22 protein-coding genes and 1 riboswitch are annotated in these 18,816 nt (G+C 42.2%); of the genes, 9 read left to right on the top strand and 13 right to left on the bottom strand.

Annotated features, from left to right (window positions below):
• Positions 1 to 277: 277 nt before the first annotated feature.
• Positions 278 to 1,723, bottom strand: a complete 1,446-nt coding sequence (locus tag NIE88_RS13975; protein ID WP_253063009.1) for an aminotransferase-like domain-containing protein — start codon at positions 1,721 to 1,723, stop codon at positions 278 to 280.
• A gap of 209 nt (positions 1,724 to 1,932) precedes the next feature.
• Here NIE88_RS13975 and NIE88_RS13970 point away from each other — a divergent pair, with 209 nt between their 5' ends.
• The gene (locus NIE88_RS13970) at positions 1,933 to 2,547 is read left to right on the top strand and encodes a LysE/ArgO family amino acid transporter (RefSeq protein ID WP_253063007.1); all 615 of its coding nucleotides are present in this window, start codon (positions 1,933 to 1,935) and stop codon (positions 2,545 to 2,547) included.
• Between the two features lie 167 nt (positions 2,548 to 2,714).
• On the opposite strand, the gene NIE88_RS13965 is transcribed toward NIE88_RS13970, so the two are convergent.
• The 4 genes from NIE88_RS13965 to NIE88_RS13950 all read right to left on the bottom strand — a co-directional run bounded on the left by NIE88_RS13965 (position 2,715) and on the right by NIE88_RS13950 (position 4,599).
• Positions 2,715 to 2,987: a hypothetical protein gene (locus NIE88_RS13965; protein WP_253063005.1), complete on the bottom strand. Its 273-nt coding sequence runs from the start codon at positions 2,985 to 2,987 to the stop codon at positions 2,715 to 2,717.
• A gap of 278 nt (positions 2,988 to 3,265) precedes the next feature.
• On the bottom strand, positions 3,266 to 3,907 hold the full coding sequence (locus tag NIE88_RS13960; protein ID WP_253063003.1) for a Type 1 glutamine amidotransferase-like domain-containing protein: 642 nt from the start codon (positions 3,905 to 3,907) through the stop codon (positions 3,266 to 3,268).
• A gap of 25 nt (positions 3,908 to 3,932) precedes the next feature.
• The gene (locus NIE88_RS13955) at positions 3,933 to 4,307 is read right to left on the bottom strand and encodes a class I SAM-dependent methyltransferase (RefSeq protein ID WP_253063001.1); all 375 of its coding nucleotides are present in this window, start codon (positions 4,305 to 4,307) and stop codon (positions 3,933 to 3,935) included.
• Between the two features lie 4 nt (positions 4,308 to 4,311).
• Positions 4,312 to 4,599 carry a hypothetical protein gene (locus NIE88_RS13950; protein ID WP_253062999.1) on the bottom strand — a complete coding sequence of 96 codons (288 nt, stop codon included), beginning with the start codon at positions 4,597 to 4,599 and terminating at the stop codon, positions 4,312 to 4,314.
• A 183-nt stretch (positions 4,600 to 4,782) separates the two neighbouring features.
• On the opposite strand from NIE88_RS13950, the gene NIE88_RS13945 reads away from it, so the two are divergent.
• Positions 4,783 to 5,694 carry an AEC family transporter gene (locus tag NIE88_RS13945; protein ID WP_253062997.1) on the top strand — a complete coding sequence of 304 codons (912 nt, stop codon included), beginning with the start codon at positions 4,783 to 4,785 and terminating at the stop codon, positions 5,692 to 5,694.
• 210 nt (positions 5,695 to 5,904) lie between these two features.
• On the opposite strand, the gene NIE88_RS13940 is transcribed toward NIE88_RS13945, so the two are convergent.
• From NIE88_RS13940 to NIE88_RS13910, 7 genes are all read right to left on the bottom strand, one after another.
• The gene (locus tag NIE88_RS13940; RefSeq protein WP_253062995.1) at positions 5,905 to 6,375 is read right to left on the bottom strand and encodes a flavodoxin; all 471 of its coding nucleotides are present in this window, start codon (positions 6,373 to 6,375) and stop codon (positions 5,905 to 5,907) included.
• A gap of 447 nt (positions 6,376 to 6,822) precedes the next feature.
• Positions 6,823 to 7,809, bottom strand: a complete 987-nt coding sequence (locus NIE88_RS13935; RefSeq protein WP_253062993.1) for a 3-oxoacyl-[acyl-carrier-protein] synthase III C-terminal domain-containing protein — start codon at positions 7,807 to 7,809, stop codon at positions 6,823 to 6,825.
• 169 nt (positions 7,810 to 7,978) lie between these two features.
• Complete coding sequence (locus NIE88_RS13930; RefSeq protein ID WP_253062991.1) at positions 7,979 to 8,308, bottom strand: hypothetical protein; 330 nt, start codon at positions 8,306 to 8,308, stop codon at positions 7,979 to 7,981.
• 64 nt (positions 8,309 to 8,372) lie between these two features.
• A riboswitch (cyclic di-GMP riboswitch) is annotated at positions 8,373 to 8,455 on the bottom strand.
• Positions 8,456 to 8,553: 98 nt separating this feature from the next.
• Complete coding sequence (locus NIE88_RS13925) at positions 8,554 to 9,225, bottom strand: VanZ family protein (RefSeq protein ID WP_290446497.1); 672 nt, start codon at positions 9,223 to 9,225, stop codon at positions 8,554 to 8,556.
• Positions 9,226 to 9,240: 15 nt separating this feature from the next.
• Positions 9,241 to 9,465, bottom strand: coding sequence for a hypothetical protein (locus NIE88_RS13920; protein WP_253062987.1), 225 nt, complete (start codon positions 9,463 to 9,465; stop codon positions 9,241 to 9,243).
• A 934-nt stretch (positions 9,466 to 10,399) separates the two neighbouring features.
• Complete coding sequence (gene tpx, locus NIE88_RS13915) at positions 10,400 to 10,918, bottom strand: thiol peroxidase (protein ID WP_253062985.1); 519 nt, start codon at positions 10,916 to 10,918, stop codon at positions 10,400 to 10,402.
• A gap of 102 nt (positions 10,919 to 11,020) precedes the next feature.
• The gene (locus NIE88_RS13910; protein WP_253062983.1) at positions 11,021 to 11,461 is read right to left on the bottom strand and encodes a MarR family winged helix-turn-helix transcriptional regulator; all 441 of its coding nucleotides are present in this window, start codon (positions 11,459 to 11,461) and stop codon (positions 11,021 to 11,023) included.
• A 76-nt stretch (positions 11,462 to 11,537) separates the two neighbouring features.
• Between NIE88_RS13910 and NIE88_RS13905 the strand changes: the two genes are divergently transcribed.
• Genes NIE88_RS13905 through NIE88_RS13895 form a run of 3 tightly spaced genes read left to right on the top strand, consistent with a single transcriptional unit; the run spans position 11,538 to position 12,566 of the window.
• Positions 11,538 to 11,834: a hypothetical protein gene (locus tag NIE88_RS13905; RefSeq protein WP_253062981.1), complete on the top strand. Its 297-nt coding sequence runs from the start codon at positions 11,538 to 11,540 to the stop codon at positions 11,832 to 11,834.
• Between the two features lie 23 nt (positions 11,835 to 11,857).
• Positions 11,858 to 12,274: an ATP-binding cassette domain-containing protein gene (locus NIE88_RS13900; protein ID WP_253062979.1), complete on the top strand. Its 417-nt coding sequence runs from the start codon at positions 11,858 to 11,860 to the stop codon at positions 12,272 to 12,274.
• A gap of 19 nt (positions 12,275 to 12,293) precedes the next feature.
• On the top strand, positions 12,294 to 12,566 hold the full coding sequence (locus NIE88_RS13895) for a hypothetical protein (RefSeq protein WP_253062977.1): 273 nt from the start codon (positions 12,294 to 12,296) through the stop codon (positions 12,564 to 12,566).
• A 127-nt stretch (positions 12,567 to 12,693) separates the two neighbouring features.
• Here the strand turns inward: NIE88_RS13895 and NIE88_RS13890 are convergent, their stop codons facing one another.
• Positions 12,694 to 14,118 (bottom strand): MFS transporter, encoded by a 1,425-nt coding sequence (locus NIE88_RS13890; RefSeq protein WP_253062975.1) that lies wholly within the window; start codon positions 14,116 to 14,118, stop codon positions 12,694 to 12,696.
• 692 nt (positions 14,119 to 14,810) lie between these two features.
• Between NIE88_RS13890 and NIE88_RS13885 the strand changes: the two genes are divergently transcribed.
• The 4 genes from NIE88_RS13885 to leuC are packed head-to-tail and all read left to right on the top strand — an operon-like array spanning position 14,811 to position 18,796.
• On the top strand, positions 14,811 to 15,008 hold the full coding sequence (locus tag NIE88_RS13885) for a hypothetical protein (RefSeq protein WP_253062973.1): 198 nt from the start codon (positions 14,811 to 14,813) through the stop codon (positions 15,006 to 15,008).
• Between the two features lie 56 nt (positions 15,009 to 15,064).
• Positions 15,065 to 16,228 carry a 2-isopropylmalate synthase gene (locus NIE88_RS13880; protein ID WP_253062971.1) on the top strand — a complete coding sequence of 388 codons (1,164 nt, stop codon included), beginning with the start codon at positions 15,065 to 15,067 and terminating at the stop codon, positions 16,226 to 16,228.
• Positions 16,229 to 16,267: 39 nt separating this feature from the next.
• The gene (leuB, locus tag NIE88_RS13875; RefSeq protein WP_253062969.1) at positions 16,268 to 17,362 is read left to right on the top strand and encodes a 3-isopropylmalate dehydrogenase; all 1,095 of its coding nucleotides are present in this window, start codon (positions 16,268 to 16,270) and stop codon (positions 17,360 to 17,362) included.
• A gap of 27 nt (positions 17,363 to 17,389) precedes the next feature.
• Complete coding sequence (gene leuC / locus NIE88_RS13870; RefSeq protein WP_253062967.1) at positions 17,390 to 18,796, top strand: 3-isopropylmalate dehydratase large subunit; 1,407 nt, start codon at positions 17,390 to 17,392, stop codon at positions 18,794 to 18,796.
• Positions 18,797 to 18,816: the final 20 nt, after the last annotated feature.

The raw sequence follows: 18,816 nt of genomic DNA, 5'->3' as shown, positions 1-18,816 counted from the left end.
AAACCCTTCATTTTCACGTTTGATAAGCGGAATTTTTCCGTTTATTTCTCAGATTGGGCGCTAAGCTGCTCGCTCAACCGACAAGTGCAGATCGAGAATCAGCATCACATGAAGCTTATCGTCGTACCAGCAAGGCAAAACGATAAACTTTTTTTATCTTTTAAACAATTTGCTTCGCCAAGCAGCCGGTGCAACGGTCATGGGGGACCTAGTGTCCGGGATGCCGCAGGAAGCGGCGTACTGCCGGACCACTTATACCTCTGTTCCCTTAAGATTTTTAAACTTTCTCTTCTGCTAAGTTCACGATTAATTTTCTCAAAGCAGGAATCGCCTGATCCATTTCATTTATTGATGCGTACGCATAGGACAAGCGCAAATAGTGACTTGCGGCGCGATCATACACGACACCGGGATTTAAAAGGATACCATTAGCCAAAGCACACTCAAATAATGTATTTGGATCAATATCCGGGATCAATTTCAGCCAAACATAAAATCCTCCGGAAGGACTGCTCCATTTGGCAAGATCACTGAAATACACAGACAGCAGGTCGAGCATATAATCACGCCGGATTCGCAGTTGATCGCGTACATAAGATGCATGTGCTTCATACATACCGGACCTCATGCACTCTTCTGCCGCCCATTGTGATAGAGCACTTGATCCATAATCATTTTGCATCTTTATATCGGCTAAGCGGTTAATGACTGAACGTTCACCGACAATCCATCCGATTCTCAGACCGGGGCTTAACACTTTGGACAAACTACCAATATAAAGGACATTACCAGAGTGATCCATACTTTTCAGTGACGGTGGAGGCGGCGCATCAATCCAAAGGTCTCGATAAACGTCATCTTCTATGATTGGCAGTCTCATGCGTTCGCAGACATTTAATATGGACTTTCTGCGAGCCGAAGTCATTACCTTCCCGGTGGGATTATGAAACGTTGAAATAGAGTAGACAATAGTCTTGCCCCGTTCCTTATTTATTTGCGATAAACAATCAACCATAAGTCCCTCGGAATCCATTGGCAGACCATAGAAGCGCATGCCTGAAGATTGAAAAACATGAACTGAATAGAGATATGAAGGCTTTTCAAGTACAATTGTCGATCCTCGATCAAGTAATCCGATTGAAATAAGCTGCAGTGCCTGCAAAGCACCTGAGACAATAAGTACGGATTCGGGATCGGCGGCAACTCCTTTTGGCTTCAGGAATTTTGATACCTCTTCTCGAAGTCTAAGATTTCCCTTTGGTTCCGAGTACCCTAAAGACATACCATGGGTGGACACATTCAAAAACAGTTTTGCCAAATCATTGCTTGGAATCAAGTCCGGACTCAGCTCCCCGGTACCGAGCCTAATGATATCCGGAATAAATTCGGCTTGGTTAATCGTGCGAATCATTGGGAGATTCGGCTTGAATTGGCCTGCCTCAACATAGGCGCCCCAATCTGCAGGTTTTTGTTTCGCCATTAATCCCCATGTATTGTTGATGACTTGGGTACCTCCCCCGCGATTGCCTGCAATCAGTCCCTGGGCCGTCAGTTCATCAAAGGCTGCAGTCACTGTGCTTCGATTAACCCTTAACCGCTCGGCTAATACTCTTTGCGATGGGAGTTGTGAACCAATTGCCCATTCTCCTGTAGCTATCTGATTTGTTATATACGCTTCGACTTGCCTTCGAAGCGGTATCGGCGATTTACGATTTAATTTCAACAAATAGTCTCCTCGAATCATTAATTGATTGTTTTTCATTAGCTTCGCTCAATGAATTAAATGTAATTATAGCATGAAGCGAACGAACCTAAGAACCGAGGAGTGATCAGCTTTCAATTTGGCTGGCCTGTCTTTAATGACTTGGCTGGCGACTCACCTTGCTTTTTGATAAATAATAGTGGTGTGATCTTTTTTCGGGGGGAACAATCATGTTGACCGCACTCATTCACGGATTTCTTTTATCCCTCAGCTTAATTTTGCCGTTGGGAGCTCAGAATGTATTCATCTTTAATCAAGGGGCGCGTTCGGCGCATCTTAAAGAAGCACTGGCAGCCATTCTCGCCGCCTCATTATCCGACACCTTGCTCATCTGTTTGGCTGTCGCCGGTGTGTCGTTATTAATTTTAACTTTTCCATGGCTGGTCACATCCCTATTTATTGTTGGCCTTCTTTTTCTTCTGTTTATCGGCTGGAAAATCTGGAACGATACCGCCACGAACAACAATCAACCGGGTAATCAATTGTCAGCAAAAAAACAAGTTTTATTTGCTCTCTCCGTATCTTTACTCAATCCGCATGCTATTCTGGATACAATCGGAGTCATTGGAACCAATGCGGCTCACTACCATGGGGCAAACCAATGGTTCTTTGCACTCGCCTGCATCTCTGTTTCATGGATATGGTTTTTTGGTCTTGCATTTGCAGGCCATATAACCGGAAGAGCCGGCAAAAACGGGCCAATTTTGCTACTGGTCAATAAATGTTCCGCAGTAATGATCTGGGGCATCGCATTGTATCTTTTCTATAAGCTTATTGATTTGTAAATCTTTTTTAGTCATTGAAATGAAAACAGAGCCGAGCGGTCTAAGTCCGACACGCAAATCAGGCCCTGAATCGTTTCACTTTTCATACCGATAGGCAAAAATAATAGTTTGGCTCAACTGAACACGTAAGGGCTTACATGTAATTAGCCAAACTATTTTCCATTTGATCATTCACTCAATGCAATTAACTTTTCGAACCAATCCTTGTCATACGTCGCAAGCGCCAAATCGATTAGACTGTTTAATTCTGTCCGTGTTAAATCTTCATTGTCGTGAATAACATCGTCAAAAGAAATTTCCAACCATTTCATCCGTGGGTGATTGGCGCACTGAGTGACGCGCAGCTTGCACCTCTGAAAATCTGGATAAATTGACGTGATAAATCCAATACAATCATGTTTTCCCATATATTTTGTGTGAATCCACTGTCCAACTTCCATGGCTGATCGCCTCACTCTGATTCAAGTTGCCTGGCCATCATCACACTCCCAAGGATCTGAGTATCTGTTAATAGCATATGAACTAAATTCGCACTATGCCACACATCAAGACCTGTTTGGTCATTAGTTTATGCAAAAGAATGATGGTCATTGACAATTCATATAAAAGTAAAAGTATCTATAAACCTGCCAAAATCAGTGAAGATTAAGAGGGAAAAAATAGCTTTAGGGCTGGGAACGATAAGTAATTACTGCATAGCCAATATACAGAGTAAAATTTACGTCCTCCATTCTACTGGCTTCCGTAAATCGGTTAAGAAGAGATAGGCTGGATTTAATCCGACTCTATGGAAGAGAGCGTTATCTTTTTGATACAGTGCTGTTCCCTGCGGCAAGGCAATAACTGGTTGCTGATTGTGCTGAACATATTTAGAAATAATCTTGCTATTTTCCATCTGAAAATGGCATGTCAGGAAAAATCCGTAAATGAGATCTAGTCCATATATATCAGAATTTAATTGCTGGAGGATGTCAATTGTTTTGCCAAGGACAATGGCTCCGGCACTTTGACCATAAATAGTACCGTCATGGTAAAAATAGCTGTGCAGCACTTCGCCGAATCCGCCTCTAAAATGTCCCAATAATTTATCTGCCGATCCGCCGCTTATATAAATAGCTGAAAATCTACTCAGATCTTTCAACGTTTTGCTGTCTAAATTCGTCCACATCATCACCTCTCTGATGCCTTGTAGTCTGAACACAGCTTTTACATAATTAAGACAGGTTTCATAGGATCGGAACCTTGGATCTCCGGCAAGTGGAATGTAGAGCAACGGCCTATCCTTTTCAATAATGGAGGCAAAAAAGGTATTGATTCTTGCTGTTTGTCTTGTATCTCCGCCGCCGGAAAAAAGCAACACTCCCTCTCTGAGTGTAGGTTCTCTGTCATTGCCGATCTGCCTGAATCATGTAGCCATTTTTATGCCAATCAAGATCGATCAGGCGGGTATGCCATCCTCGCTTTGGGTACGCTTCTAAAATCTGATCCGGTTCAAGGCTGTTTCTCATTCTGGGGTTATTTTTCATGTACCATCCTATCTGCCGTATACGGGACTTAACGAGCCAACCGACATCGTCAAAATAGCGATTTACATCTTCAATAAACATAAAAACATCACAACTCATTAAATAGTCAATACTTTGTGCTGGAAACAGCTCGCGAAGCTGATCAATAGTCGCATGAATAAAGGTAAAGTTATGATTCATCAATAGTTTGGCTAACTCATCTGGACATTCTTTATCTTGATCAAGACCAACCACTTGATTAGACGTTCTGCTGACTCAGCAGATAGCTGCTGAGCAATCCGCCTCCGCAGCCCAAATCCAGAATCCTCCCCGATAAATTAGTGAAATAACGATAAATCCGTTGTTTATAGAAAAATGCTGCAGCTTGCTGATTCACATAATTTTCATGGCCGCAGCTGGAACAGCTTATAATCATTCCAAACGTTGTTCGATCCCACGGATGATGAGCATTCTGTAAAACGCTGCATTCAGCACCGCATTTGCTGCAATTGGTTCCCCAAATCATATTTTTATGTTCACGAAACACAATGATCACCTGCTGTCTTCATGCTTAACTATAAATGTAAACTTATTTGCTGTTCCAACTGGAGACAGTTGAAAACACCTCATTTTTAACGTATCTCGTGATATGATGAATAATGAAAAAAGTTTCATCATTAAAATCGTTTTGGAGAATAAATGTTCAGTCAACTATGTTTGGAGGCATCTTATGACCGCTTATATTCATCTGCTCACGTCGATCAGTGTTCCCATCTTAATCATTTGCGCTTGCGGAGTAATTTTACAAAAGAAACGAAGCAACGTCGACACAAAGCTTCTCGCTGATGTTAGTTTATACATACTCGCGCCTGCACTTATTTTAAATGCTCTGTCCGAATCGCACTTAAAAGGCAATAATGTTCTTCATATTTTTTTGTTTTCAGTCGTCATGACGGCCGCTTTGTGGCTGGTCGCACTATTGACCGCAAAACTGTTTCGCTTTCCTGAACCGAGTACCCGGGCACTAACCCTAACTACGGTTTTCAGTAATGCAAATAATTACGGCCTTCCTGTCTTGCTGCTGGCGTTCGGACAAGCAGGATTTTCACTTGGAGCAGTGTATGTCATCGGACAAATTATTCTTGTTAACATTCTCGGTATGTATATCGCTTCGCGCGCTGCAATGAGCGGTAAGCAATCTGTGCTTCATATTCTTAAATCGCCGCTTATTTACGCTTGTCTTGTCGGTGCGCTTTTGGCAATCATTCATATACATTTACCCAGTGGGACCGCCACCGCGATTCAAATGCTCGGAACCGCATACCCTGTTCTGGTGCTGTTAATCTTAGGCGTCAAGCTCGGCAGCACAGAATTCTCAGGCGTTTGGCGTCGCGAAGTATGGATCGGCGTCTCTCTCCGTCTGCTCATCGTTCCCGTCATCGCAAAAGCAGTCCTGTTTACACTTGGCATTCACGGCATGCTCGCTTCTGTCCTATTTGTAGAAATCAGCATGCCTGCCGCTGTAAACAGCGTAATGCTGATTGAAAAATTTGATGGTGATTCAGAGCTTGCTTCTCTCATTGTTACCATCACAACAATTCTCAGTTTCATTTATCTGCCTTTTTTCATTTATATTGGATAACTAGCTGAGCATAATATAAAACAATCAATTGCAAGAGATTTTTATTGGATTCTCATACTTTCAGCAAGTTTGCCGGTTACGGCTCTTCTGTAATGAGGCATCTTTAGAAAAGGTATTGGGCCGTTGCCTCGGCAATAAAAAAGATGACGAATAACAAGCGATAATGCAGCAAAAAAAGCAGATCATTTGATCTGCTTTTTACTTACCGGTCTATTGTTCATTTTTTCCTTCTTGTCTTGCAAGAAGTTTTCGAGCAAAAGATTCGCCTAATTGTATTGCCTGGTCACGTTCCTCTTTCGTCATCGAGAGCTCAACTTTAAAGTTGTCCTCAATAATTTCTGCTCCACACTGCTCAAGCGTTTCTTGAATGGTATCGACAGCAGCAGCAAAGAGCCCGTAGCTGCTATCACCCGATCCAAAACACGCGGCAACTTTTCCTTTGAGGTCATTCTCGTTAAGATTATCAAGAACGTCTTCAACTGAGTAAGGCAGGTCGCCCATTCCATCAGTGAAGCTGCCAAACATAATCCCTTTGTAATCGTCAAATACCGACGCTGATAATTGTAAAACATCCTTAACGACAGGATCATTTCCAGCCCGCTTAACACCTTCAGCGATCTTTTGTGCCATTTCTTCCGTATTGCCTGTCTCACTTGCAAATACGATGAGAACATCTGCCATTCTATATTAACCTTCTTTCTTATCGTCTTTAATTGATAATGAATATCATTTTCGTTTAAAATGATACCATTTTTATTCATCATGTTAAATACCCAAAATGATTATTTAAGTGAAAATTCATTAATTCTTCTATAGTTGAGTTGGGTAAAGAAAGCTTGACAATGTCAAGTCTTCGCTTTTCCTACACCAGTCATCTGCTAATCTCTTATCTGTTCCCTTTCTTTTTGTTTAGAAAAACTGGTCAAAAAACGTTTGGTTCTGAATACGCTTTGATTCTTAATCAAGACATTGGTTTATTAGTTAGAATACGGAGCAAAATCATATACTTTCTTTACTTATAAAAAAACTGAGTCGAATGATACCATTCGACTCAGTTTTTCACTGGTTTTTGTATTCAGGGCTGATTTTCAGCTTATTGTAGTTTTGCATCGAAGCAGCTATCTTATTTTAATATCGAAAAAGAACAGCAATATTTTGTGAACCGGCACCAATTGTCCAGAACATGACATAATCGTCTCGCTTTACCTTTCTTGACTTTATCGCTTCATAAAAAGCAATAAACGGACTGCTGGTGCCGGTGTAGCCATATTCGCCGCCAATGAATAGTGAGTGGGATTCGTCAATTTCCAGTAGTTTTCGCAGATCAACGATATTAGCATATGCGTACTGAGACAAACAGAACATGTTTACATCGCTTGGTGTAAGCTGGTTTTCCTCAAGCAATTCTCGCATATTATGGGCGGCTGATTCAAGTGAGACATTCTCAAAAGGCTTCCAATCGAGCAGCCATTCATCTTGTGATGCTCCAAGCATTTTTGACACCCCGCAACCGGGAAACAAAATGTTATTATGTTCTATTGAATTAATACGGCATTTTGCACCGAGAAATCCGCGATCTTCGTTCGTTTTTTCAAGTATTATGGCACATGCCGCATCACCAAAATGTCCATAACAAAATTCATTGTCTGGATTAACCACTGAATTGATGTAATCCGACCCGACAATCAATGCGCGATTGACATTCTTCGTAACCGACATATATTTCGTGACGTTTTCAAGTGACAAAATCATTCCGGCACAATTTCCATTTAGATCAAGACAAATACATTCAGGTTTTCCGCCAATGGCTTGGTGCAGATGAATGGAACTTGGCGGTGCCGTATATTCCGGAAAAAAACTGGAAAGTACAATCATATCAAGGTCACTGCCACTAGTTCTCGTTTTATCAAGAACTTTTTCAGCAGCGGCTACCGCCATAGTCAGACTGTTCTCTTCCTCCGAAGCAAGCAAATAACGCTTGTCCATTCCGATTATATCTTCGAAAAAATGAGTGTAGTCCTTTCCCTTTTTCTTAAAATGATCGAGGTAAGCATCATTTGCAACAACTTTTTCACCGTGGTACACTTCAATCCCCAATAAATTCACATGAATCACGATGCATTCCTCCATCAATAGAGTTGATTTAATGAAAAGAGCTCTTATTTACTTTACCCAAAATCTCTTTAATTATCTACATAAAATGGGTATTGAAAATGATCATCTGCACTTTAAAGAAAAAGAAAATCTTCCATCTGAAGCAACTTTTTTACGTTTTTCAATGATCTTATAATAACTTGAATTGAGTAAGTCCGGCCTCTTTGGCTAAACGTTTAATTTGCATATTAACAACTGCGCTTTTACCCAAGTCCATCGTTATGTTCTGGAATCCCATTTCTTTGTACATAGCAATTATATCTTTGAGCATGCCGACCATTTCCTGTGACGATACTCTTAAGCCGGAACCATCAAGCATTAAATTACTGGTTGCGGGATTTACTTGAGCAGCTGCCTTTTTAAATTCCTCCACATAGCCTGATGCGTCCTCCATCGTAAAAACACCTTCACATACGACATTGATGTCATTTCCTGTTGTCACAACACTGTATTTCCCCATCGTTAAACCTCCACTATTTATTAACAAAAAAAGCTATGACATGTTAATCACAGCTTCTATGCCCAATGGTAACCCGGCTGCCGTTGCTTTCGCATTAGACCCGTGGCTTTGCGTCCTAATCTTTCGGTTAGTTTGCTCTTTTCATTTTATTTAGTTGGAAATAATTATCAATTCACATTACTATTGTATCGTATAATTTTTTTCACAATTAGTTAAGAGTATTTAGTATTGGTTCTTTATTCTTATTAATTTTCGGAATTAAATTGAACAATAATAACCTCTGCAAGAAGCCGTTCTGAGAGCTGTTTTCCCCAAACACGAATTATTGTATTTTGATCGAATTGCTTCAATTGATTCATTGTTATTTTTTTTAAACTGCTTTTTGATCGACCCTGATCGGCCGCCTTTTCCAAGTAAATTTTGGTTAATTCGTTAATCGAGATTTTAACCAGAATACTCCCTTGATCAGCATCAGTTTTCACGATTAGATGACTTGTGTTTCCTTGAATCATTGTCCCAGTATACTCAGGAATACGAACAGTGACGCCAATCGCATCTCTTCCCCCATCCGCTAAATCGGCTCGTGTCATTCCATCATACTTGAACAGTAAGAGACAAATGCTTATGAACAGTGTCATTAGAAAGATTTTGCAATGCAGATTTAAGCGGTGCATCGAAATCCAATCGCCCAAAAAGCTCCAAAGTGCAAATCCAAGAATACTTCCCAGAACATTCAGAATCAAGTCATCGACATCACTGCGACCATTCATCAACACATACTGAGCAATCTCAATGGACAGGGTTGCAGCCACCGGTATCCCAATAAATTGTTCAAATTCCATTGGTTTACTTCTTAGCATCGGGATAAGGAAACCCAATGGGATAAAAAGTACAAACGATTGAAACGTGCGCAGCAAAGCAACTTGGTAACCTTAATCACGATGATCAGATAGGTAAAAAAGAGTATTGATCCGATTCATCGGAACCCAATTAACAGAACGAGAAATTTCCAAATCGTGACCATGCCCAAATTCAATTTTCAGCAAGAAAAACATGTAAATAAGAAGCAGCAGCCACATCAGGCATTTAAAAAAAAGAGACAAATCCATCCATTTTCTTGCTTTGGTCCATTCATTTACTCTCGATCGATGAATCATTCTACTTTCCTTCCTTATCATCATTCATGTGTGTCAAACCTGTTCCAATCCTCAATGCCATATCGAATGTCGTTATTGTCTAACCGTTGAATTATTTTCTATAAAAAAGGTGCATGAAAACATCGTTTCTGAACGTTTGCCAATACACTCCAAAGATTAAAGGGAAGTAGGACATAACTGTTTCCGGATGAGTAATCAGAAAAATGCGATTCACCACTCATGAAATAACTCCTTTTCGAACCTATTAAAGCATTCAAAAAGGAGTTTTCTTTTTAACAACTTCTTATATTATTCTTAAGATTTTTTCGCAAAGAACTACAGACGATGTCTTTGAAACTGGAAAAAGACATCGTCTTCTCTATATATCCACCAGAAGTGATGCCTTTTCCAATATTTATGGTAAATAATTAATCGTGTATTTTAAATGTTCTGTTTATGCATGGCGTCTTCCCTTTCTTTTAGCTGCTCAGTCTGCCAACCACTCTTGATTCCCCAAATATAGAAAAAATAACCAAACAATGCAATGGTAAGAAAATCATCGGAAAGAAGCTCACTCCAGCAGGAAGATCTTCAGAGTAAAAGCTCATCACCATTATTTAGTTCGTTGTTCCATAAAGAAGCACTAAAACGATTTCTTATAATCCGTGCAGAAAAAATCCTTTCTTGTTCTTTTTTTCATAAAGAGATCGAAGCAAAATAAATGATGCCGTTTAAATTCCATCTGCAGTTAGCCGCCGCTTTTTAATTACATAAAAAGCATTATACCCAATTATTCAATAACTTTCAAAAAAGAATTTGCTTGACAATTTTTAGTAAAAAATCAGCTGAGTGCTTGACTAAACAAAAAACCTCTGAAGTTGTTTTTCCTCAGCTTCAGAGGTTTTTCCATTAAAAAGACAGTTAAAAGGGACGACATCCAAGAGCAAGTTTTCTGTTAAATCAATGAACGTAAGGCATGAAGTGCAGCCTCATAATCCGGATGATTCGTCATTTCTTTCACGTATTGAACATAGCGAATCGTATTCTCCTGATCAATAATGAAAATCGAACGCATATCCAGCTGCAGTTCCTTAATTAACACGCCATAGTTCTTTCCAAACGTGCGCGTTCTATAATCAGAAAGTGTATCGAGATGATCAATTCCAGCCACTGAGCAGAAACGATCCTGTGCAAACGGCAAATCGACGGAGATGGTGAGAACAGCAACCTGATCACCGAATTTTGTCGCTTCTTCATTAAATCGTCGTGTCTGGGCTTCGCATACTTTTGTGTCCAGCGAGGGCACAACAGAAATTAGCTTGATTTTCCCCGCGTAATCGGAAAGCGACTTCTCTTCCATTAAATCTTTATTCACTGTAAATTCAGGGGCTTTGTCACCGACTTTCAATTCCGGTCCGATTAAAGTGATCGGATTTCCACCTACCGTTGCATTGCCGGTTCTTTCTTCACTCATCGTTATCCCTCCAAAGGTTCGGTCTCTATTAAAGTCATGTTCCACAAATGGGGTGTCGTAAAACGGTTGAAACAGCGATTCTTTAATTGAACGATTTAATAATCAGTTTGTTCTAAAATTCGTCACGTGCTTCGTTAATAATTTAATGGCTTGGTTTAAGTTCTGCATTTCATCCATAGTCAAATTGCTTGATTGGATAAACGCTTCGGGAATACAAATAGCTTTTTCCTTTACTGCCATTCCCTTTTGTGTTAAACGGACCATAACCTTCCGCTCATCATCTTGTGATCGTTCGCGTTTCAAAAAAGCTTTGCCTTCCATCCGTTTCAGCAAAGGAGTCAACGTGCCTGAATCAAGGTCAAGAAGCGCACCGATTTGTTTCACCGAACATTCATGATTTTCCCACAGTACAAGCAAAACCAGATACTGAGGGTAAGTAATTCTTAATTTTTGTAACACAGGTTGATACATACGTGAGATTGCCCGTGAACAGCTGTAGATAGAGAAGCATAAATGATCCTCAAGACAGAACACTGGCTCCATGGCGCCCACTCCTTTATATTGTGCACAATTAAAGTGTATCCAATTGATTTTTGCTTGTCAAAGATTTTGATTAACTTTGCCATTACTAAGCAAAAATTCATTTTTTTCATTTATTTGTTCCGGATTTGTATTTTCTTTTCCATTTATGGCAGAAGAGTTTGTTATTGTTCCAGACTGGCTGGCGAATATTTTTCAATTCAGTTTTGTCACGGCGATGCGGGTAGACAGTTGGTTCACCGATTTTCACGCAGTCACTATTTTCGGCTATCCGCTGCTTCTCCCTATTGCTGCTTCACTTGTCTTGCTGCTGGTCTCTGCTTTTTTTACGATAATGCTTTACAAAGTCCATAGGCAAAAACAGATACAACAGTAAAATAAATCAAATGAGGTGTTTTTTTGGAATTGACATTAAACCAAGTCACTAAGAAATTTGGCCAGAAAACAGCCCTAGATTCAATCAGTGTCACGCTGAATGAAGGCGTCTGTGGAATTTTAGGGGCAAACGGATCCGGAAAGTCCACACTGATGAGAATTCTGGCCACCATAATGCGTCCGACAGACGGAAACATTCAGCTTGATGGAAAAGATATCTTTCAACTAGATGCCGACTACCGCACGCTGATCGGTTACTTGCCGCAACAGGTTGGCTATTACCGAAACTTTTCCGCAGAAAAGTTTCTGCATTATATTGCTTCCTTAAAGGGATTAACAAAAGCGCAGGCCAATAAAAAAGTTGACGAGATGCTGCAATGGGTCGGCATGGAGCAGCACCCGCATCGTTCTTTTGTCGACACACATCGTATCCGATCTTGACTATTTAGCAAATAATATAATGATTATTAAAGACGGACACTTTGTTCAGATGGACACACCGAGCGCGTTATTGAAAGCAATCGACGGTCATGTATGGAGAGTCACCACGACCGATGAACAGCTTGCCGACTATCAACAAAATTATAAGGTTGGCAATATAATTCGCCGCGGAAATGGTATTGATCTTCGATTGCTCGCCAACGAAAAGCCTACTCGGAAGGCAGTTCAAGCCGTCCCGAATCTTGAAGATCTCTATCTTTATCACTTTGACGACCTTAATGAGCTGAAATGATCCACAGAATGAAAGAGGGTATCTCAAGAACACTGAGGTATCCTCTCTACTCATTTAATGGAATTATTGATAACGGTTGCACGTATCAATTCCCTTTTTACTCATAATGCCTGTTCTAGGAAAACACTTAGTTTAAAATCTGCTGCTTTGTTTCCGGTCCCCAAATGATGGTCAACACTGCGGTCAACGCTAAGAAAATGCCGATCACGATAAAGACCGATAGAATGCCCTGACTGGTCAGCAGCCAAGCCACGATATATGGTGTGACAATGGTAAATAGCCGGCCAACCGCTTGCGCCGTACCGTTGCCGCGCATTCTCAGTGCCGTTGAAAAAAGTTCGGGAACATAGATGGACAAACCTATCGCCATCAGTATGTAGAGACCTACCGTCATTAAAAAACCAATCACCATCAAAGCGGTCGGTTGCGTCTGAAAAGCATAGATATAACCTAAAACGGCCGTCATGATCAATGCACCGACAATCATCCATTTTCTCCCCAGTCGGTCCACGGTCATACGGCCAATAAATGCGCCAACTGGTGCACCAAGCATCATTAATGCTGTATAGCCAAGTGACTTGGAAACCGTGATGCCGCTATTAACGAGCAGTGTAGGTACCCAGGTAACAAACGTAAAGGCGGCTGTATTGATCGCCCCAAGAATCATGCAGCCCAAGCAGGTGCGCTTGATCATACTTTTGCTGAACAGCTCGCGGTAATGCCCCTCTTTTGTTATGATTCGATTGACTGAAGTTTGTTGATCATCAATATTCCGGCTTCTCCCGCTCGCCTTGGCCTCTGCCTCAAACTGTTCAACAATCTGCTCTGCTTTTTTATAGTCTCCCTGAGAGAAATACCAGCGCGGAGATTCTGGAAGACTGCGCCGAAAATACCAAACAATAATGGAAAGCACACCGGCGATTGCAAACATCCAGCGCCAGCCAAACGTTGGGATAATCATAAATCCGAGAAATGTGGCGACTGGTGCGGAACAATTGGCAAAAACAGATAATCCGCCCACCCACTTTCCTCGAGAGGCAGCAGGAACAAATTCTCCTAACAATGTAAATCCGGTTACAATTTCAGCTCCGAGTCCGATCCCGCTGATACCTCTTAAAATAATCAGCGTCATCATGTTTGGCACAAAAAAACTGGCCAGTGAAGCTATACCGAAAATGAACAAATTTATTTGATAGGCAAATTGGCGTCCTTTCCAGTCCCCAACAAAACCGGTCACGACAGAGCCGATGAAAAGGCCGATAAATGTCGTCGAAATAAAGGCCGCGTTCAAAGCAAGCGACGACCAGCCGCTTTGAACTAGTTGGCCAAGAACACCTCCTGCCAGATAAACATCAAATCCATCAAGCATCATGCCTAAAGTAATTAGAGTGAAAATACGATACATTGTTTTGCTAACCGGGAGATGGTTAATCCGGCTCTCCAAATGAAGAATCTGATCTTGCGTATAATAACCCGTTTCAGCATCAATAACGACTTTTTTATTCTGTATACCCTGTCTTCCGATTGCTCCCTCTGTGTTTATCATAATCATCTTCATCCCTTCTGTTTCCGTATCCGATTTTATTTTTCTGTTTAATCCATGTTCAATTACTTGTGTAACGTCTTCCTCCGACCTCCTCATCGAATAAAAAAGTGTACAAAAAAGGCCCACTCATGATTGAATGGGCCTTGCAAAAGACAGTTGATCCCACAAACGATCATGAACAGGACATCAGCCGTCCTGCTCACTTCCGTACGGTTGCTGTGTCCTACTAAAGAATGAAGTTGGGCTGAGGCAAAGCAGTCAGCACTTGCAACAATTCATTTAGCAGGTTTTGCAATCGACGGTATGTACTCATCGTGAGACTTCCTTTCGTTTTGTTTTGAAGTACTGCTATTCTACTGCCAAAATTTTAATTCTGTCAACCATTTTTTATTTTTTCGAACAAAAAATATTTTTTTATCAAGCATTTAACCACAGTGATAATCGAACACTAACTTTATACGACTTACCGGCGATGAACCAATAAAAAAATTCATTCACCAGTTGACAAGAAAAATAAACGATGTATTATTGTGAGCACAAACATTTTTTCGAAAACGCGATGATGAGGAATAAGCAATTGGCTTTCGTACTTTCAGAGAGCCGGAGCATGGTGAAAATCCGGCAGTACCGCTGATTGCGCACTCGCCTCTGAGTGCCGATTTGAAAGTGAAGTAGAATCGGCCAAGTGCGGTAAGCACTTGTTATCAAAAAGACATTTTGCTTGTCAAAATGCCGCTGAGTCGCTGCTTGCAAGAGCCGCGAACAAGCCGGGTGGTACCGTGAACGAAGTCCTTTCACCCCTGCATCGAGTCATTATTATGGCCGGTGCCGGGGCGGAGGGACTTTTTATTTTATTCCGATGCGCGGAAAAGAGCTGCTTAACCGCTCTTTCTTAATATAAATAAATGCGCAAAACAAAAAACAGAAAAGATACAAGGAAAGGAGTACGAAAATGGAAAAGGTTGAAATTTACGACACAACACTCCGTGACGGAGAGCAATCCCCAGGCTGCAGCCTGAAGGAACACGAAAAAGTGCAGGTGGCTCAGCAATTGGAACGCCTGAATGTGGATGTGATCGAAGCCGGATTTCCCGCAGCATCACCGGATGATTTCAAGGCCGTTCAACACATCTCGAAAATCATTAAAAACAGCACGGTTACCGGTCTTGCCCGATCAAAAAAGAGTGATATTGACGCGGCATGGGAAGCACTGAAACAGACTGAAAATCCACGCGTCCATGTTTTTATTGCTACATCCCCGGTGCATATGACTTATAAACTGTGCATGAAGTCTGAAGAAGTATTGGAAATGGCTGCTGCATCCGTCCGATACGCGCGTCGATTCTTTCCCCAGGTCGAATTTTCGTGTGAAGATGCAACGCGCAGTGATTACGCCTTTATGTCACGAGTCGTCCGGGCAGCAATTAAGGCCGGCGCTGCGATCATTAATCTGCCGGATACCGTCGGTTACTGCTCTCCTCAAGAATATGCAGCAATGTTTCACTATGTTAAAAAGCAGGTACCAGACATTGATAAAGTTCGCCTTTCCTGTCACTGCCATAATGATTTAGGTATGGCAACGGCAAACACCTTGTCCTCTGTCGACGCAGGTGTTCGGCAAATTGAATGCACCGTTAATGGTGTCGGCGAGCGCGCCGGTAATGTTGCACTTGAAGAAATCGGTGTCGCGCTGCATATTCGTCACAATTATTACAAGGTGAAGACACAGTTGAAACTGAATGAGATCGCAAAAACGAGCAGAATGGTCAGCCAATTGATGAACAGCCCAATTTCTGCAACAAAACCCATTGTTGGTGCGAACGCCTTCGCTCATGAAGCAGGCATCCATCAGGACGGCGTATTAAAGAATCCGAAAACCTATGAAATTATTTCCCCTAATCTGGTCGGTCTAGATTCAGGGACGCTCGTACTCGGTAAGCACTCCGGACGTCATGCTTTTAGAAAAAAGGCAGTTGAAATGGGCGTTCACTTAACGGATAAACAGATTGATCAATCGTTTCACGAATTTAAAAATCTTGCTGATCAAAAGAAAGAGCTTACTGACCATGATTTTCGTACCATTTTTTCAAAATACGAAAAAACAATGGTGCATTGATGCAGCCTTAAATTTTTAAGATAAAGTGAGTTGATTTAAATGACAAAAACAATTACTGTTCTTCCCGGTGACGGTATTGGTCCGGAGGTTACTGAATCTGCCGTACGCGTCCTTCGTTCCGTTCTGGAAAAGAGCCGAATCGATGTTCGATTCGTCGAAAAGAAAATCGGCGGTGCTGCCATTGATGCTTACGGTACCCCGCTCCCACAAGAAACAATTGATCAATGCAAGAACAGCGATGCCCTCCTGCTCGGTGCTGTCGGCGGTCCTAAATGGAATGAAAAATCAATGAAACGGCGGCCGGAGCAGGGGTTGCTTGGAATTCGCAAAGCAATGGGTTTATTTGCGAATTTGCGACCGGTTGAGACCTTCCAAGCCTTAGTTGACGCATCACCAATCAAACGTTCTTTTGTAGAAAATGTTGATTTTGTCATCGTCCGCGAATTGACCGGCGGTTTGTATTTTGGAAGACCAAGTGAAAGGCGCGGACCAAATCAGGAGCAAGTCGTCGACACATTAGCCTATAGCCGACAAGAAATTCAGCGTGTTGTCGAAAAGGCATTCCGGCTGGCGATGAAAAGGCGTAAAAAAGTAACATCAATTGACAAAGCGAACGTTCTTGAATCGAGCCGAATGTGGCGCGAGATTGTCGATCTAACTGCCGAACGCTATCCAGAAATTGCGGTCAATCACCAGCTTGTTGATTCTGCAGCAATGCAGCTGATTACAAATCCATCGCAATTTGATGTGCTTGTGACCGAGAACATGTTTGGCGATATCCTCAGTGATGAAGCATCAGTCATTACCGGTTCGCTAGGCATGATGCCCTCAGCGAGTCTGAACGCTGATAAAGTGGGCTTATATGAACCCGCACATGGATCGGCACCGGATATTGCCGGTCAAGGAAAAGCGAATCCGCTGGCAACCATTTTGTCGGCGGCCCTGCTTCTTCGCTATTCGTTAGAAATGGAATGTGAAGCATCTCAAATTGAACGAGCAGTCCATGACGTTCTTGATCATGGATATCGCACGTATGACCTGCAAACCGCGCAACAGAACGAGAAAACAGTAAAAACAGAAGAAATGACGGATCGCGTTATTGACGCAATAGACAGGAGAGCTGTTGCTCAATGAACCAATCATTTATGAGGAGGAACGCATATGCCCCGCAACATCATTGAAAAAATCTGGGATCAACATCTGATCTATAAGGAAACCGGTAAGCCGAACTTACTTTACATCGATCTCCATCTTGTTCACGAGGTCACTTCTCCGCAAGCGTTTGAAGGCCTGCGTATGAATCATCGAACCGTCAGACGCCCGGATCGAACCTTTGCAACCGTTGATCATAATGTTCCGACATCAGAAAACAGAGAAACCAAGGATTCAGTGTCAAAAATTCAAATTGAAACGCTGCAAAAAAACTGCAGGGCATTAGGTGTTGAATTAGCCGATATATACAGTCCTTATCAGGGGATTGTTCATGTCATCGGTCCGGAGCTTGGTCTGACACAGCCTGGAAAAACCATCGTCTGCGGTGATAGCCATACCTCGACCCATGGCGCATTCGGTGCCATTGCCTTTGGCATTGGCACAAGCGAAGTGGAACATGTCCTCGCCACTCAGACCTTATGGCAGAAACGCCCGAAAACAATGCAGATCAAAGTTAATGGTCAATTGGGAATCGGTGTAGGTGCCAAAGATTTGATTCTTGCGATTATTGCTAAATACGGTATTTCAGTGGGAACCGGACATATCGTTGAATATACAGGAGAAGCAATCCGGGATCTGTCGATGGAGGAACGGATGACCGTTTGCAATATGTCCATTGAAGCAGGTGCAAAAGCAGGTTTAATCAGTCCCGACCAGACCACAATCGACTATCTGCACGGCCGCCGGTTCACACCGAAAGGCGCCGCATTTGATGAGGCAGCACAAAGATGGCTGGCACTCGCAAGTGATGACGGTGCGACCTACGATCGTACGATTGAAATCAATGCTGCTGAAATTGAACCACAAGTCACATGGGGAACAAATCCCTCAATGGGCGCTTCAGTTAACGACACGATTCCGGATCCGGAAAGCTTTGGCACGGATGACAAAAAACAGGCGGCAAAAAAAGCGCTCGCTTATATGGATCTCAAGCCGGGAACACCCATTTCCGCTATTCCTATTGATGTCGTATTTATCGGTTCCTGCACGAACAGCAGAATCAGCGACCTTCGCCAGGCCGCAGAAATCGCACGAGGAAAACATGTCCATGAAGGTGTCCGAGCATTAATCGTTCCCGGTTCCTCCGCAATTAAGAAGCAAGCGGAAGCCGAAGGTTTAGATCAAATTTTTAAATCCGCCGGCTTTGAGTGGCGTCAAGCGGGATGCAGCATGTGCCTGGCGATGAACGATGACATGGTACCGGCCGGAAAGCGCTGCGCATCGACATCAAATCGTAATTTTGAAGGACGCCAAGGTACCGGATCACGTACACATTTGGTCAGTCCAGCGATGGCGGCCGCGGCAGCAATCAGCGGCCATTTTGCAGATATCCGTTCGTTTGCTGTTGCCCAATAAAAGGACGAAAAATAGATATG

It is taken from the genome of Sporolactobacillus shoreicorticis (assembly GCF_024125445.1).
Lineage (GTDB): Bacteria > Bacillota > Bacilli > Bacillales > Sporolactobacillaceae > Sporolactobacillus > Sporolactobacillus shoreicorticis.
Note: the sequence above shows the minus strand (reverse complement) of the source record. Positions and strands in the feature narration are given on the sequence as shown.

Coding starts and splice junctions, on each gene's coding strand:
- NIE88_RS13970 (WP_253063007.1), top strand. CDS start 1,933: ATGTTGACCGCACTCATTCACGGATTTCTTTTATCCCTCAGCTTAATT.
- NIE88_RS13965 (WP_253063005.1), bottom strand. CDS start 2,987: ATGGAAGTTGGACAGTGGATTCACACAAAATATATGGGAAAACATGAT.
- NIE88_RS13945 (WP_253062997.1), top strand. CDS start 4,783: ATGACCGCTTATATTCATCTGCTCACGTCGATCAGTGTTCCCATCTTA.
- NIE88_RS13940 (WP_253062995.1), bottom strand. CDS start 6,375: ATGGCAGATGTTCTCATCGTATTTGCAAGTGAGACAGGCAATACGGAA.
- NIE88_RS13930 (WP_253062991.1), bottom strand. CDS start 8,308: ATGGGGAAATACAGTGTTGTGACAACAGGAAATGACATCAATGTCGTA.
- NIE88_RS13920 (WP_253062987.1), bottom strand. CDS start 9,465: ATGATTCATCGATCGAGAGTAAATGAATGGACCAAAGCAAGAAAATGG.
- tpx (WP_253062985.1), bottom strand. CDS start 10,918: ATGAGTGAAGAAAGAACCGGCAATGCAACGGTAGGTGGAAATCCGATC.
- NIE88_RS13910 (WP_253062983.1), bottom strand. CDS start 11,461: ATGGAGCCAGTGTTCTGTCTTGAGGATCATTTATGCTTCTCTATCTAC.
- NIE88_RS13895 (WP_253062977.1), top strand. CDS start 12,294: ATGATTATTAAAGACGGACACTTTGTTCAGATGGACACACCGAGCGCG.
- NIE88_RS13890 (WP_253062975.1), bottom strand. CDS start 14,118: ATGATTATGATAAACACAGAGGGAGCAATCGGAAGACAGGGTATACAG.
- NIE88_RS13880 (WP_253062971.1), top strand. CDS start 15,065: ATGGAAAAGGTTGAAATTTACGACACAACACTCCGTGACGGAGAGCAA.
- leuB (WP_253062969.1), top strand. CDS start 16,268: ATGACAAAAACAATTACTGTTCTTCCCGGTGACGGTATTGGTCCGGAG.
- leuC (WP_253062967.1), top strand. CDS start 17,390: ATGCCCCGCAACATCATTGAAAAAATCTGGGATCAACATCTGATCTAT.